The sequence below is a fragment of the Terriglobia bacterium genome (assembly GCA_020072815.1).
Classification (GTDB): Bacteria; Acidobacteriota; Terriglobia; order Terriglobales; family Acidobacteriaceae; genus Angelobacter.
In genome coordinates this window covers 39,208-52,804 of sequence record JAIQGE010000003.1, presented here as the reverse complement: position 1 = coordinate 52,804, position 13,597 = coordinate 39,208, and the positions used below count along the sequence as shown (strand labels likewise).

The 13,597-nt window shown below is 61.0% G+C and carries 7 protein-coding genes and 1 pseudogene; 5 read left to right on the top strand and 3 right to left on the bottom strand.

Annotated elements, in window-relative coordinates; all coding sequences use genetic code 11:
• Positions 1–240 precede the first annotated feature (240 nt).
• Positions 241–1,223: pseudogene (locus tag LAO20_05400) on the bottom strand (TIGR01777 family oxidoreductase).
• A gap of 630 nt (positions 1,224–1,853) precedes the next feature.
• On the opposite strand from LAO20_05400, the gene LAO20_05395 reads away from it, so the two are divergent.
• The 5 genes from LAO20_05395 to LAO20_05375 all read left to right on the top strand — a co-directional run bounded on the left by LAO20_05395 (position 1,854) and on the right by LAO20_05375 (position 9,603).
• Entirely contained in the window at positions 1,854–4,379 is a 2,526-nt protein-coding gene (locus tag LAO20_05395) for an AMP-binding protein (GenBank protein ID MBZ5530846.1), read from the top strand.
• 346 nt (positions 4,380–4,725) lie between these two features.
• Positions 4,726–5,937 carry an aminotransferase class V-fold PLP-dependent enzyme gene (locus LAO20_05390; protein ID MBZ5530845.1) on the top strand — a complete coding sequence of 404 codons (1,212 nt, stop codon included), beginning with the start codon at positions 4,726–4,728 and terminating at the stop codon, positions 5,935–5,937.
• A gap of 23 nt (positions 5,938–5,960) precedes the next feature.
• Positions 5,961–7,283, top strand: a complete 1,323-nt coding sequence (locus LAO20_05385) for an MFS transporter (protein MBZ5530844.1) — start codon at positions 5,961–5,963, stop codon at positions 7,281–7,283.
• Positions 7,284–7,929: 646 nt separating this feature from the next.
• On the top strand, positions 7,930–8,838 hold the full coding sequence (locus LAO20_05380) for a KpsF/GutQ family sugar-phosphate isomerase (protein MBZ5530843.1): 909 nt from the start codon (positions 7,930–7,932) through the stop codon (positions 8,836–8,838).
• A 144-nt stretch (positions 8,839–8,982) separates the two neighbouring features.
• Positions 8,983–9,603, top strand: coding sequence for an HAD hydrolase family protein (locus LAO20_05375; protein ID MBZ5530842.1), 621 nt, complete (start codon positions 8,983–8,985; stop codon positions 9,601–9,603).
• 570 nt (positions 9,604–10,173) lie between these two features.
• Here LAO20_05375 and LAO20_05370 read toward each other — a convergent pair.
• Positions 10,174–10,971: a tetratricopeptide repeat protein gene (locus LAO20_05370; GenBank protein MBZ5530841.1), complete on the bottom strand. Its 798-nt coding sequence runs from the start codon at positions 10,969–10,971 to the stop codon at positions 10,174–10,176.
• A 13-nt stretch (positions 10,972–10,984) separates the two neighbouring features.
• On the bottom strand, positions 10,985–13,594 hold the full coding sequence (locus LAO20_05365) for a PBP1A family penicillin-binding protein (protein MBZ5530840.1): 2,610 nt from the start codon (positions 13,592–13,594) through the stop codon (positions 10,985–10,987).
• Positions 13,595–13,597 lie beyond the last annotated feature (3 nt).

Here is a 13,597-nt window from a genome sequence, read left to right as displayed (position 1 = left end):
AATACACCTGAACGGCTGCATCGTGAAAACGCCCTGAAGCTGCATGGCAGGGGACACATCCTCGGGGTCCTTCGACGCGCCCTCACTCCCTTCGGTCGCTCGGACTTGCTCAGGAGGACAATGTTTGAGAGTTTTTGCAGTAGTGACGGCCATATCATTGGGAAAGAATCTGAAAGCGCACCGGCAGGAGTACCGTGCCACATGAGGCATGGGCCAAGACCTGGTACCTGCAGGGGCTAGTCAAGAACTCCGGGAATGCCAGCCCTGTACTAGGTCGGACACGGCTCCTGGCCATTCGGGAAAGCTGAACTTGAAGCCGGCGTCGAGCAGCCGTGTGGGGATGACGCGGCGGCTCTTCAAGATCAGCTCAGTTTCGGTGCGCAAGAAGAACGCGCCAATTTCCAGCATCCATTTTGTTGCGGGAAGGCCGGCGGGAACGTGGCAGGCGCGGCGGAACTCGCGCATGAATTCGCGATTGGGAAGCGGATACGGCGAACCACGTTGATGCAACCGTCGAGATCCTGGCGCGCGCTGAGGAACTCAATGGCGTTCAGGAAATCCTGATCGTGGATCCAGGAAATGAACTGCGCACCGGAAGCTGCGCTTCCGCCGAGCCCAGCGCAGACGAGCCTGCGCAGAGTGTCAAAGATTCCGCCGCGCTCCGGGCCCATGATCATGGCGCTGCGCAGGGCGAGCTTGCGGGTGCGCGGCGCGGAGGCGGCAAAGAATTCGCGTTCCCAGTTGGCGGCCACGTCAATGCTGAAGCGCCAGGTGAAAGGCGCGTCGTCTTCCCGGCCGCCGAGCTCGCCGGTGAGTTCGTCCATCGGGCGGTCAAGCGCGTGGCGGTAGATGGTGGCGGTGCTGGAGTTCATCCAGAGCACGGGCGGACGGGCAGCTTGAGCAATGGCCGCGCCGATGACGCGCGTGGAGTCAATTCGGGATTCCTTGATCTCGCGGCGGTTGGCTTCCGTGTAGCGGCAGTTGACGCTGCGTCCGGCGAGGTTGATGACAACGTCGGCGCCGTCAAGGGAGTGGGTCCAGTCGCCCACGGTGCGGCCGTCCCATCGAAGAACCTGCCATGCGGCAGGTTGAGGATTGCGCGAGAGGACGGTCACGGAATCGCCCTGACTGTGGAAGTGCCGGGCGAGGAGTTGGCCGACGTGTCCGGAGCCACCTGGGAGGACGACGCGGAGTGGTGGGCGGGATGGGTGGGTAGACGGCACGATTGAATTACTTGAACATGTTCAATTATAAGGCAGGCGCGGGCGGCAGTCAAAGAGAATCTCGGCTTGTTGCGGAAGGCATTAGATTGCGAAGAGGTACAGGCAAGAGTGCCTGTGCCACACGAGGCTTCTGGCGCAGGCGAGGGCGGCTGTGCTGCCGAGAAACTGAACGAATGTGGCACCTGAGCGGCTGCATCGCGAAAACGCCCTGAAGCTGCATGGCAGGGGACACATCCTCGGGGTCCTTCGACGCACTCTCATCCCGGCTTGCCGGGACTCGAGCTTGCTCAGGATGACAGAGTTTAACGGTATCGTGGAAAAGGAGCAGAGATGATATGAACACCAGCGGAGCGAAGCGCGTGCTGGGGACCCCGGTGTCTGTGCCGCACGGGTATCGTTGGTCGCCGAATCTGAATCCAAGCCTTCATCCTTCAAGAACGGCGGAGCAGCCGAGGGGGCTGCGGTCTGTACCTCGATTCAAAGTGCACAGCCGAGGGCGGCTGTGCCATACGAGTTCTCTTGATCCCCAACCATCCTTCGCGACTAAAAGGCACGATGACCCCGCATTACCCACTATGCCGTGCTTTGCCGCTTTACGCGCCTCTCAAGGAATCGGTATGTTAAGTACAGATGCCGCATTCACTCGCAGACTACGCTCAGCTTCATCTGTCGCTCAAGAACGATACGGCCTTTGTGTACCGGCGCGGCTACCGCACGCTGCGTTGGACGTACCGGCAGGTGGGCGAGCTGGCGTTTCGTTTTGCGCGCGAGCTGGAAGCCCGCAACATCGGCAAAGGCGACCGGGTGATGCTGTGGGGCGACAACTGCGCGGAATGGGTAGCGGCGTTCTTTGGCTGCATGCTGCGCGGGGCAGTGGCCGTGCCCATGGACAAGATTGCCGCGCCGGATTTTGCCCAGCGCGTGGCGGCGGACGTGGACGCCAAGCTATTGGTTTGTTCCAGCGCACTTGCTGCGCACGCCGGCGCGCGGCCGCATATGGAACTGGAGTCGCTGAGCGAAGTTCTGGCTGCGCGGTCCGCGGAGCCGTATGCTCCGGCTGCCCTCACCCGTGACGATCCGGCGCAGATCATCTTTACGTCGGGCACCACGGCAGAGCCGCGGGGCGTGGTGCTGACGCACGGTAACATCCTGACCTCGGTTGATCCCATTGAGCGCGAGATCCCAAAGTATCGCCGCTACCAGAGGATGTTTCATCCGGTGCGTTTTCTGCACATGCTGCCGCTGAGCCATGTCTTCGGGCAGACGATGGGAATGTTCATCCCGCCGGTGATCAGGGCCGCGGTGTTCTTCCAGGACGAATTCAAGCCGGGCGAAGTCATCGCGAGCATCCGGCGGGAACGCGTGTCTGTGCTGATCGCGGTGCCGCGGGTGGTGGAGTCGGTCAAGAACAGGCTGGAGCAGGATTTGGCGCCGGCCATCCGCAAGCATTGGGACATTGCCGAGAATGAACGCTTCCTGAAGCGGGTGTGGCGGTTCCGGAAAGTACACCGTTATCTTGGGTGGAAATTCTGGGCGGTTGTTTGCGGCGGGGCGGCTCTGGACCAAGTGACAGAGGAGTTCTGGCGGCGGATTGGCTACGGCATGGTGCAGGGTTACGGGCTCACCGAGACCAGTTCGCTAGTGAGTTTGAACCATCCGTTCAAGCCGGGAAGAAGGTCCATTGGCAAGGTGCTTCCAGGGCGGGAGATGAAGCTTGATCCCGAGACCGGAGAGATCCTGGTGCGGGGATCCAACGTGGCGCAGCAATACTGGCAAGGGAAAGAGCTGAAGCCGGTTGCGGGCGTGGAAGGCTGGTTCCGCACCGGAGATTTGGGCGCGCTGGATGCGGAAGGCAATCTGTATTTCAAGGGCCGCAGCAAGAATGTGATTGTGACGGCGGCGGGGCTGAAGGTTTATCCCGAGGATTTGGAGCAGGCTCTGCGCAAGCAGGCGGACGTCCGCGACTGCGTGGTGTTTGGCACGGCGCGCGGCGGGAACGCGGAAGCGTGCGCGGTGCTGCTGTTGCGCGACGGAGCGTCCGCCAGTTCGGTGGTGGGCGCGGCCAACCAGACGCTGGCAGACTTCCAGAAGATTCGCGCGTGGTACGCGTGGCCGGACGAGGATTTCCCGAGGACGTCCACGCAGAAGCCCAAGCTGGAAGTGATCAGGCGGGTGGCGGAAGCACAGATGAATGGCCACGGCGCTGCGGCCACTGCGACGGCTTCGTCGGGAACGTTGCAGGAGTTGATCCAGGGCATTGCGGGAAGGAAAGTGGAGTTGCGGCCAGGCGCGCGGCTGGAAGATGACTTGAATTTGAGTTCACTGGACCGCGTGGAGTTGGTGGCGGCGCTGGAGAATCGCTACCAGGTGGACTTGAGTGATGGCGAGTTCTCGCAGGCGACCACCGTCGCCGACCTGGAACAGTTGCTGAAGAAGAAGCCAGCGGCGGAGCCGGAGCAGCCGCAGGATTATCCTTACGCGCGCTGGGCGCAACGCTGGCCGTTTACGTGGATCCGCGCGGCGGCATTTCATCTGGTCACGCTGCCCTACATCAAGGTGATGGCGCGTCCGAAGGTGATTGGCCGCGAGAAGCTGAAAGACTTCCAAGGGCCGGCTCTGATTATCAGCAATCATGTTTCGCAGATTGACATCGGGTTCCTGATGGCGGCGCTTCCCTTCCGGCTGCGAACGCGGCTGGCGGTGGCCATGCAAGGCGAAATGCTGCGCAGCTGGGTGCATCCACCCAAAGACACGTTCTTTCTGACGCGCTGGTGGATGCCGGTGCGCTACATGCTGGTAGCCCTGTTCTTCAACGTGTTTTCCTTGCCGCAGAAAGCCAAGTACCGCGAGAGCTTCCGCTTCGCCGGCGAGGCGGCGGACAAGGGGTTCAACGTGGTCATCTTCCCCGAAGGGCGGCGCACGGAGACCGGAGAGATGAGTCCTTTCCGCAGCGGGATTGGGTTGCTGGCTACGCACTTGGACCTACCGGTGATCCCCATGCGGATTGACGGGCTGTTCCCGTTCCGGGCGGCGAAGAAGCATTACGCGCCACCGGGCGCGGTGCAGGTGAGGATCGGCGATCCGGTGAGGTTTGAGCAAAGCGCGGACGCGGAGGAGATTGCCAAGGAGTTGGAGCGGAAGGTGAAGGAGCTGTGATACTCGCGCCCGCGCCAACCTTCACCACGGAGGCACGGAGACACGGAGGAAGCGAAACGCTTACCACTGATTGGCACGGATGACACGGATCGGAAGGAAGTGGCCAAAAATGCCCGAGTTCCAGCAACACTCGATTATCCACTACTGACAATTGTTCGTCGCGCACCTGCGTCTGCAATTGTTTTAAACTGAAGCGGGAGAAATCGAACGATGGTTACGATCTCTCCACATCCTGCTCCGAAAATATCAGCCGTGAGGCCGAGCCACGCGCCGAGCGGCCTTTAACGCGTGCAGGAGAATCCCAGAGCCACAAAGCCGTGAGGCGGTGTGGAGCGGAGCGACACCAATGACGATCCACACAGGCCGCCATTTTCTACAGATTCCCGGACCCACCAACGTACCTGACCGCGTGCTGCGGGCGATGGACCGCCCGGTAATTGACCATCGCGGGCCAGAGTTCGCCGTGCTGGGCTGCGAGGTGCTGGACGCGCTGCGTCCGGTGTTCGGGACCAAGGGGCCGGTGGTGATTTATCCAGCATCGGGATCAGGCGCGTGGGAGGCGGCGATTGTGAACACGCTTTCGCCGGGCGACCACGTGCTGATGTTCGAGACCGGCCACTTCTCCAACTTGTGGCGCGATGTGGCGCAGCGCCATAGCATCCAGGTGGACTACGTGCCGGGAAACTGGAGACGCGGAGCGTCGCCCCAAGACGCCGAGCAGCGGCTGAGCGAAGATAAGGGCCACGCCATCAAAGCGGTGATGGTGGTGCACAACGAGACGTCCACGGGAGCGACGAGCCAGATCGCGGAGATTCGCCGGGCGATGGACAAGGCAAAGCATCCGTCGCTGCTGATGGTGGATACGATTTCGTCGCTGGCTTCGATGGACTACCGGCATGACGAGTGGGGCGTGGACGTGACGGTGGCGGGGTCGCAAAAAGGCCTGATGCTGCCGCCGGGGCTGAGTTTCAACGCGATTTCCGAAAGAGCCCTGGCAGCCAGCAAAACGGCGAAACTGACGCGCTACTACTGGGACTGGCAGGAAATGCTCAAGCCCAATCGCTCGGGATTTTTCCCGTACACGCCGGCGACCAACCTGCTGTGGGGGTTGCGCGAAGCGCTGCAGATGCTGCATGAAGAAGGCCTGCAAAATGTCTTTGCGCGGCATGACCGCCATGCGGAAGCGACGCGAACGGCGGTGCGGGAGTGGGGGCTGGAAGTGCTGTGCGAAGAGCCGAAGGAGTATTCGTCGTCGCTCACTGCGGTGCTGATGCCGCAAGGCCATGACGCCGACCGGTTGCGCGAAGTGATCCTGGAAAACTTCGATATGTCACTGGGGACGGGCCTGGCGAAGCTGGCGGGCAAAGTGTTTCGCATCGGGCATCTGGGCCACTTCAACGACCTGATGCTGGCCGGGACGCTGAGCGGCGTGGAGATGGGACTGAAGCTGGCGGGTGTCCCGCACAAAGCGGGAGGCGCGGCGGCGGCGCTGAACAGCCTGGTGGAGGCACATCAGGGTGGAGCAAAGAAGACGGTTGCCGAAGGCGTTCTTTCCTGATAGAACTTGCGGCGGAAAAAACTATGGCCGCACCTAACGGCAGTCTTGCTCCCTCCAGCGAAGAGTACAGTTTCTTAAGAAGAGTCTTCTCCTCCACCAACCTGGTGTTGCTGATGGTCTGCCTGATGTACGGACTCACGTACATTGACCGGATCAACGTGAACACGGCTGGTCCGGTATTCCAGAAGGACCTGCATCTCAGCACAGTGGAACTGGGCTGGGTGTTCTCGGCGTTTGGCTGGGCGTATCTGGCGCTGCAAGTCTGGGGAGGATGGCTGAGCGACCGCTTTGGCGCCCGTCTGACACTGACGGTGTGCGGCGCGATCTGGGCGGGCGCGACGATCCTGACCGGCATGGTGGGCGGCTTGACGGCGTTGATTCTGGCCCGCGTCCTGCTGGGACTGGGTGAAGGCGCTACGTTTCCCACGGCCACGCGCGCGCTGGCGGACTGGATGCCGGCGGAGAAGCGCGGATTCGCCCAGGGCATCACACATGCGTTTGCCAGGTTGGGGAACTTTTTTACTCCGGGCCTGGTGGCATGGCTCATCAAGATCAGCGGTTCATGGCGCGTGTCGTTTATTGTTCTGGGCGGAGTCAGCCTGATCTGGGTATTGGTATGGTGGTTCTATTTCCGCGACGACCCCGGTACGCATCGCGGCATCACGCAACAGGAACTGGCGGTGCTTCCTAACTACTCTTCGAAAAAAGACAGAAAGAAAGACCCGATACCGTGGGGCAAGCTGACCCTGCGGATGGCGCCGGTGACGCTGGTGTATTTCTGCTATGGCTGGACCTTGTGGCTCTACCTGACGTGGCTGCCTTCGTTCTTTATGCACGGCTACAAGTTGAATCTGAAGAATTCCGCGCTGTTCGCCAGCGGCGTGTACTTGCTGGGCGTGGTGGGTGACGCTGTAGGCGGGTGGGTGAGCGACTACATCCTGAAAAGGACCGGGGACCGCAATAAGGCGAGGCGGAACCTGGTGATCGGCGGCTTCCTGCTGTCACTGGCTTTCATGATTCCGGTGTTGCGGTCGCACGACTTGAATACGGTGGCGCTCTGCCTGAGCGCGGCGTTTTTCTTCGCGGAATTTACCATCGGGCCGTTCTGGGCGATTCCTATGGACATTGCCCCTCGTTTCTCTGGGACGGCGAGCGGGTTAATGAATGTGGGGTCGGCGCTGGCGGCCGCGGTGTCACCGCTGGTGGCCGGGTATGTAATCCAGAAGACGGGTAACTGGGACCTGCCGTTTCTGGGGAGCATCGGTTTGTTGTTGTTTGGGGCGATCATGGCGTATTGGATGAAGCCGAATGAGGTGTTGCCGGGGACGGAGCTGGGAGGAGTGTAGAGAGATCGCCGTAATCGCACCAGCGCACAGCCGAGGGCGGCTGTGCCACACGGGTATCGTTGGTCGGCGAATGTGGGCCGACCTCAGCATTCTTCAGCGCAGGCGAGGGCGCCTGCGGTCCAAAATCCTCTTGAGCGAATGTTGTCCTGAACGGCCTCCTCGTGAAAACGCCCTGGAGCAGCATGGTGGGTGAGACATTCTCGGGATCTTTCGACGCGTCCTCATCCCGGATTGCCGGGACTCGGACTTGCTCAAGATGACAGGGTCTAACAGTAACGTGCACAGGCGAGGGGAGGAATCGCCGTCATCGCGCGTAATCGCCGCATCGCCGTAATCGGGAAATCTAGAGACGGGCGCGTGGACGGTGCATGGATGGCGTTTTGAGAACGCCCTGAAGCGGCATGGTCGCTGAAAAATCCTCGGGGTCCTTCGGCGCGCCCTCATCCCGGCTTGCCGGGACTCGTGCTTGCTCAGGATGACAGACTTTAACAGTAACGTGCGCAGGCGAGGGCGCCTGCGGTCCACACTCAACTCGATTGAAATTCCTCTCTGCTAGTATTATTCACGAGTGAAATCCACTGGCTCCAACGTAGTCCGCATTGAAGCGGAGGCGCTGCGCGAACTGGCCGACCGCATTGCCGGCCCCATGGCGCAGGACTTTGACTGCGCCGTGGAGCGGCTGCATTCCTGCACCGGCCGAGTCGTAGTCACGGGGATGGGCAAGAGCGGGATCATCGCCAGGAAAATTGCCGCGACGCTTAACTCCACGGGGACGCCGGCGCTGTACATGCATCCCGCAGACGCCGTCCACGGCGACCTGGGCATGGTGGTGAAGGGCGACGTGGTGCTGGCGCTCTCCTTCAGCGGCGAGACGGAAGAGATCCTGCAGTTGCTGGCGACGATCCGGCGCACCGGCGTGACCCTGCTCACCATTACCGGCGACAAACTTTTTCCGCCGAACGCGCACAAGCGGTCCACGCTGGCCCAGGCGGCGGAGGTTGCGCTGGATTGCTCCATTGATAAAGAAGCCTGCCCCATGGGACTGGCGCCGTCGGCTTCCACCACCGCGATGCTGGCGCTGGGAGACGCGCTGGCCCTGGCGCTGGCGGTGAAGCGCGGCTTCAAAGAAGAAGATTTTGCCAACCTGCATCCCGGGGGCAAGCTGGGAAAAAAGCTGGCGCGGGTGGCACAGCTCATGCACTCTGGCGATGCGGTGCCGCGGGTGAATCGCGATACGAAGATGCCGGACGTAATCTACGAAATGTCGCGCAAGGGGCTGGGCATTACCACCGTGGTGGACGGAGGCAAGCTGCTGGGCGTGATCAGCGACGGCGACCTGCGCCGTCTGCTGGAGAAACGCAAAGACATCCTGAGCCTGACCGCAGGCGAGTGTTTGACCACGGGCGCAAAGACGATCGCACCCGACGAATTTGCCATGACGGCCTTGAACATCATGGAGCAGAAGAAGATTACGTCGTTGGTGGTAACCGACGAGCAAGGGACGGTTCAAGGGATCATCCATCTGCATGATTTGTGGGGAACGCAAATGGTATAAAAGCAGCCTTTAGCTATTAGCCGTTAGCCTTTAGCTTTGTGTCGTAGGGTTGGGAGCGCGGGCTAAAGAACAACGGCTCGAAGACGACAGCGGTGAATGCTAGGGGCTAAGGGCTAAGGGCTAAAAGCTAATGGCTATTTACTCATGACTGATGCACGCGAGCGCGCGAAAAAAATAAAGCTGATTCTGTTTGACGTGGATGGCGTCCTCACCGACGGCAGCATATGGTTCTTCCCTGCTCCGGCGGCAGGGGCGCGGGCCACGGACACGCATCGCGAACAGCATGGCGACGCGCCGGGCTTCGGCATTGTCAGCCAGAACGTGATCGAAGCCAAAGGCTTCCACGCGCACGACGGCACCGCCATCTCGCTGGCGCGGCTGGGCGGGCTCAAGACGGGCATGGTGACCAAGCGGATTTCAGAGACGGTGGCGCTGCGCGCGCGCGATCTGCGGATTGACTATCTGTTCCAGGGCGCGGAGAACAAGTCGGTGATCCTGGACAAAATCCTGGCGGAGAGCGGATTGCGGGAGGAAGAGATTGCCTACGTCGGCGACGACGTAATTGATTTGCCCATCATGCGGCGATGCGGGCTGGCAATCGCCGTGGCCAACGCCCGCCCACAGGTAAAAGCCATGGCACATCACCAGACACCTTCACCGGGCGGCCACGGCGCGGGACGCGACGCCGTGGAATACATTCTGGAGGCGCAGGGCACGCTGGAAAAGGTGATTGACGCGTATATTCATGCGCGGACGAAGGTGTAGGGAATTGCCGTGATCGCGCGTAATCCCACCCCAAGCCGCGCAAAGGCGGCGCGGGCTTGGGGGCACCGGTGATCGCCGACATCGCCGTGAATCGGAAAATCAAGAGACGGGCGCGTGGATGGATGGTGTCTTGGGACCCTAACACCTTCAGCGCAGGCGAGGGCGGGAAGAATCGCCGTCATCGCGCGTGATCGCCGACATCGCCGTGATCGGAAAATCAAGAGACAGGCGGGGGCGGTGCGTCGTGAGAACGCCTTGAAGCTGCATGGTAGATCAACGATCCTCGGGGTCCTTCGACGCGCCCTCACTTCCCTTCGGTCGTTCGGGCTTGCTCAGAATGACAGGGTTCGAGAGTAACCTGTGCAGGCGAGGGGAAGAATCGCCGTCATCGCGCGTAATCCCACCCCAAGCCGCGCAAAGGCGGCGCGGGCTTGGGGGCCCCGGTGATCGCCGACATCGCCGTGATCGGAAAATCAAGAGACGGGCGCGTGGATGGATGGTGTTTTGGGACCCTAACACCTTCAGCGCAGGCGAGGGCGCCTGCGATCCACACTTCCCGACCAGACAACCTCAGTTGCTGTCCGAGGGTGCGACCTTCAAGGAGCGGACAAAGGCCACGAAGTTGGGGTCTTTGCGCAGGTCAGAGAACACGCTGTCGCGCAGGGCGTCGCGGACGGAGAAGCCGTCCTCATTGGCTTTGCTGAGATAGTAGCGGCAGCGTGCGACGTCGCCTTTTTGGCCGTACATCTGGGCCATCACATAATGGAAGCGGCCCAGATCATTGGAAGAAACCAGGCGAGCGGCTACGCCGGCTGAAGGCCGGGTATCAAAGATGCTGGGATCAATTTCCAAGGCGCGGGAGAATTCTTTGGTGGCGCGTTCGTAATCTTTCTCCGCAAAGTACGCGGTGCCCAGATTGCTGTGGAAGCTGGCGTTGGCTTCCGTAAGCTTGAGGGCCTTGCGGTATTCCTTGACGGCCGCGCCATAGCGCTGGTTTTTGTAGTGGAGCACGCCCAGATTGTTGTAAGCCTCAGGATAGCGGGTGTCCCGCTTGAGGGCCTCTTGAAATTCTTTTTTGGCTTCATTGTTGCGTTGCAGCTGGAGGAAAGAAATTCCGACTTTGTTGTGCAGCACCGCAGAGTCGGCTTTCTTGATGGCGGCGCGATAGTAGTCAATGGAATCCAGATACAGCTTTTGCGCGCGCAGGGTATCGCCCTGGGTCTCCAGTTCGGCGGCCGGGGAGGAGTCAGAAGGCGGCGGAATGCGCAGCGGGGACGGCCCAACTCGAACATCCGATGGCTGACCCAGGAGCGGCAGCGCGAAAACCAGAAGGACCAAGCTGCTGAACCAGCGACTGAAGCAACCCATGGGGGACCCCCTCTTACCGCGGCGGACGGTCCGAGCCGGGACCGGCGGCGGCAGCTTTGTTTGGCCTATTATCGTCCTTATCTGCGGCTTTGGAACCCCCAAAAACGCGGCCCCAAAAGCCCCTCTTCTTTTCAGGTGCGGCAGCCTGGCCGGGGTTCTGCGACGCCACTGGCGGCTGCCCTCGAACCGGGGCCGAATTGCTTGTGGTATTAGACGCCGCAGAGGCCGGTTTGGGCTCTATTCCCAGAAGCTTTTGGAAGAAATTTCCGTGCTCGGCGGCGGTCTGTTCACAGGTCTGGGTGGGCTGGGTACCGTCAATGAAGGCCGTACTGTAGTCGTCCGGGCAGGCCGGGGTGGCGATCTGGTTGGTGGCCTTGTCCAGCACCAACTGGACCACGCCCTGGGTCGGGGTAAAGGGACGGGTGTCAGAGTACGCAGGCAGGTTCACGGCCCGTTTCATGAATTCGGTCCAGACGGGCAAGGCCAGGGAGGCTCCGCTGAGTTTGATATCGCTGTAATCGTCGTAACCGACCCACACGATGCACAGCAAGTTGGAGGTATAGCCGGCGAACCAGGCATCGTGGGAGCTTCCGGTCTTGCCGGCCGCAGGCACGGTGAGACCGCGGGTACGGACGTTGGCGGCGGTGCCGGTGTTGATCACATTTTCCAGCATGGCAGTAATCACCGAGGCCACGCGAGGATCGAGCACCTGCGTTCGATCCGGCTGGTAGTTGTCAATGACATCGCCGTTGGGGTCACGCACGGACTTGAGCATGGTGGGATTGAGCCGCTGGCCGGCGTTCGAGAATACGGTGTAGGCCGCAGCCATCTCCAGGGGCGTGGCGTCATACGAGCCCAGGGCCATGGCCGGCGTGGCCTTGACGGAAGAAATTCCCGCTGATCGCGCCAGATTGGCTACTTTGTCATATCCAACCATCTCGGCAACTTTGACCGTGGCGTTGTTGAGCGAGTGGGCCATGGCATACTGGGCCGTCACCTTGCCGTGATACTCCTCTTTATAATTGCGCGGGGTGTACACGTCTTCGCCGTTGATGAAGGCGGTGGGTGAATCGTCAACCAAAGTGGCCGGGGTAAAGACCGGCTGCTCATTGGTGACGGCGTTGTTGATGGCTGCGGCATACACAAACGGCTTGAAAATGGACCCAGTCGGCCGCTTGGCGATGATGTGGTTGAGCTGGCTGAAGCCGTAGTTGCGTCCGCCCACCAGGGCCAGTACTTCACCGGTGTGCGGGTCCAGCGCGATCAGCGCGACCTGGGCGGTGGGTCCGGGCATGATCTTGGTTTCAAATTTGTTCTTGCCGGTCTTGACCCGTTTGGTGCGCAGGCGATTGATCTGCGTGTCAATTTCCTTGATGGACGTCTCCACGGCTTCGGCGGCGGCGCGTTGCAGCGAGGGATCAAGCGTGGTGTAGATGCGATAGCCGCCGGCGTTCAGTTCGTCGCCATACTTGGCGATGAGCTGTTCACGAATCAGGTCCACAAAGTACGGGGCATCACTGGCTTCCACGTTCTGGGGCGCAAGTTTGAGCGGCGTGGCCTTGGCGGCGTCAGCCGCGGCGCGGGAGATGGCGCCAGTTTCCACCATGGACTCCAGCACCAGATTGCGGCGTTCCAGCGCGCGGTCGGGATGGCGATAAGGAGAAAGATAGCTGGGGCGCTGCACCAGGCCGGCGAGCAAAGCGGCCTCCGGCAGCGTGATGTCTTTCAGGTCTTTGCTGAAGTAAGCCTGCGCGGCTTCGCCAAAACCGGTGATGGTGTATGAACCGCGCTGCCCCATGTCCACTTGGTTGGCGTAGAGCTCAAAAATCTGCTGCTTGGAGAAACGCTGCTCCAGTTCAATGGAGATGATGATCTCAATCATCTTGCGCTTGATGCGTTTTTCCGGACTCAGGAAGAACCCGCGGGCCACTTGCATGGTAATGGTGGAACCGCCCTGGCGGTTGCCGCCTTCCTTCAGGTCAATCAGCGCTGCCTTCATCAAGCGCCAGTAGTTGACGCCTCCGTGATGAAAGAAGCGGCGGTCTTCAATGGCGACGACGGCGTCCACCATGACTTGCGGGACGTCCTGGTACTTGACCAGGCGACGCTTGGTGCGGGCCTGGCTGTCAAAAAGGCCGGTGACCAGTTGCGGCTCAAGTTCGTACGCAGACAGGTTGTCATCGGAGTCCACCGAGGGAGAGATGCGGTCCACCCGGCCGTCGCGGACGCGCACCACCGCGCCTTCCGCGTTGTAAAACGATTCCTGGCCGGGACGGATTTCAATCCCGCCGGGAAACACGCGGTAGAGGCCGAACTTGGACTGATTAGGATCAGCGCTTTCGCTGTAACCCGCGTGACGCAAATAGCCGGCGATCTCCTTGGGGTCGGCCTTTTGGCCCACGCGGATGGAACGCGGCTGGGCGTAAATCTTGGCTGTGTTGGCGAAGATCTGCCCGCTCATGCGGGTGTCCACGATCTTCTGGTATTTGATGTAGTAGTAAGTGAAGACGGCGAACATCGCAAAGGCGACGATCAGAACGGACAGCAGGCCGGCGCGGACAAACGGGCTCTTGACGGCCCCGCGAAGGCCTCGGGCACGAGGGAATTTTATCTTAATAGCCATGTT

Excerpts from the sequence above, each read along its gene's own strand:
- LAO20_05395 (MBZ5530846.1), top strand. The coding sequence starts at position 1,854 with ATGCCGCATTCACTCGCAGACTACGCTCAGCTTCATCTGTCGCTCAAG.
- LAO20_05390 (MBZ5530845.1), top strand. The coding sequence starts at position 4,726 with ATGACGATCCACACAGGCCGCCATTTTCTACAGATTCCCGGACCCACC.
- LAO20_05385 (MBZ5530844.1), top strand. The coding sequence starts at position 5,961 with ATGGCCGCACCTAACGGCAGTCTTGCTCCCTCCAGCGAAGAGTACAGT.
- LAO20_05380 (MBZ5530843.1), top strand. The coding sequence starts at position 7,930 with ATGGCGCAGGACTTTGACTGCGCCGTGGAGCGGCTGCATTCCTGCACC.
- LAO20_05375 (MBZ5530842.1), top strand. The coding sequence starts at position 8,983 with ATGACTGATGCACGCGAGCGCGCGAAAAAAATAAAGCTGATTCTGTTT.
- LAO20_05370 (MBZ5530841.1), bottom strand. The coding sequence starts at position 10,971 with ATGGGTTGCTTCAGTCGCTGGTTCAGCAGCTTGGTCCTTCTGGTTTTC.
- LAO20_05365 (MBZ5530840.1), bottom strand. The coding sequence starts at position 13,594 with ATGGCTATTAAGATAAAATTCCCTCGTGCCCGAGGCCTTCGCGGGGCC.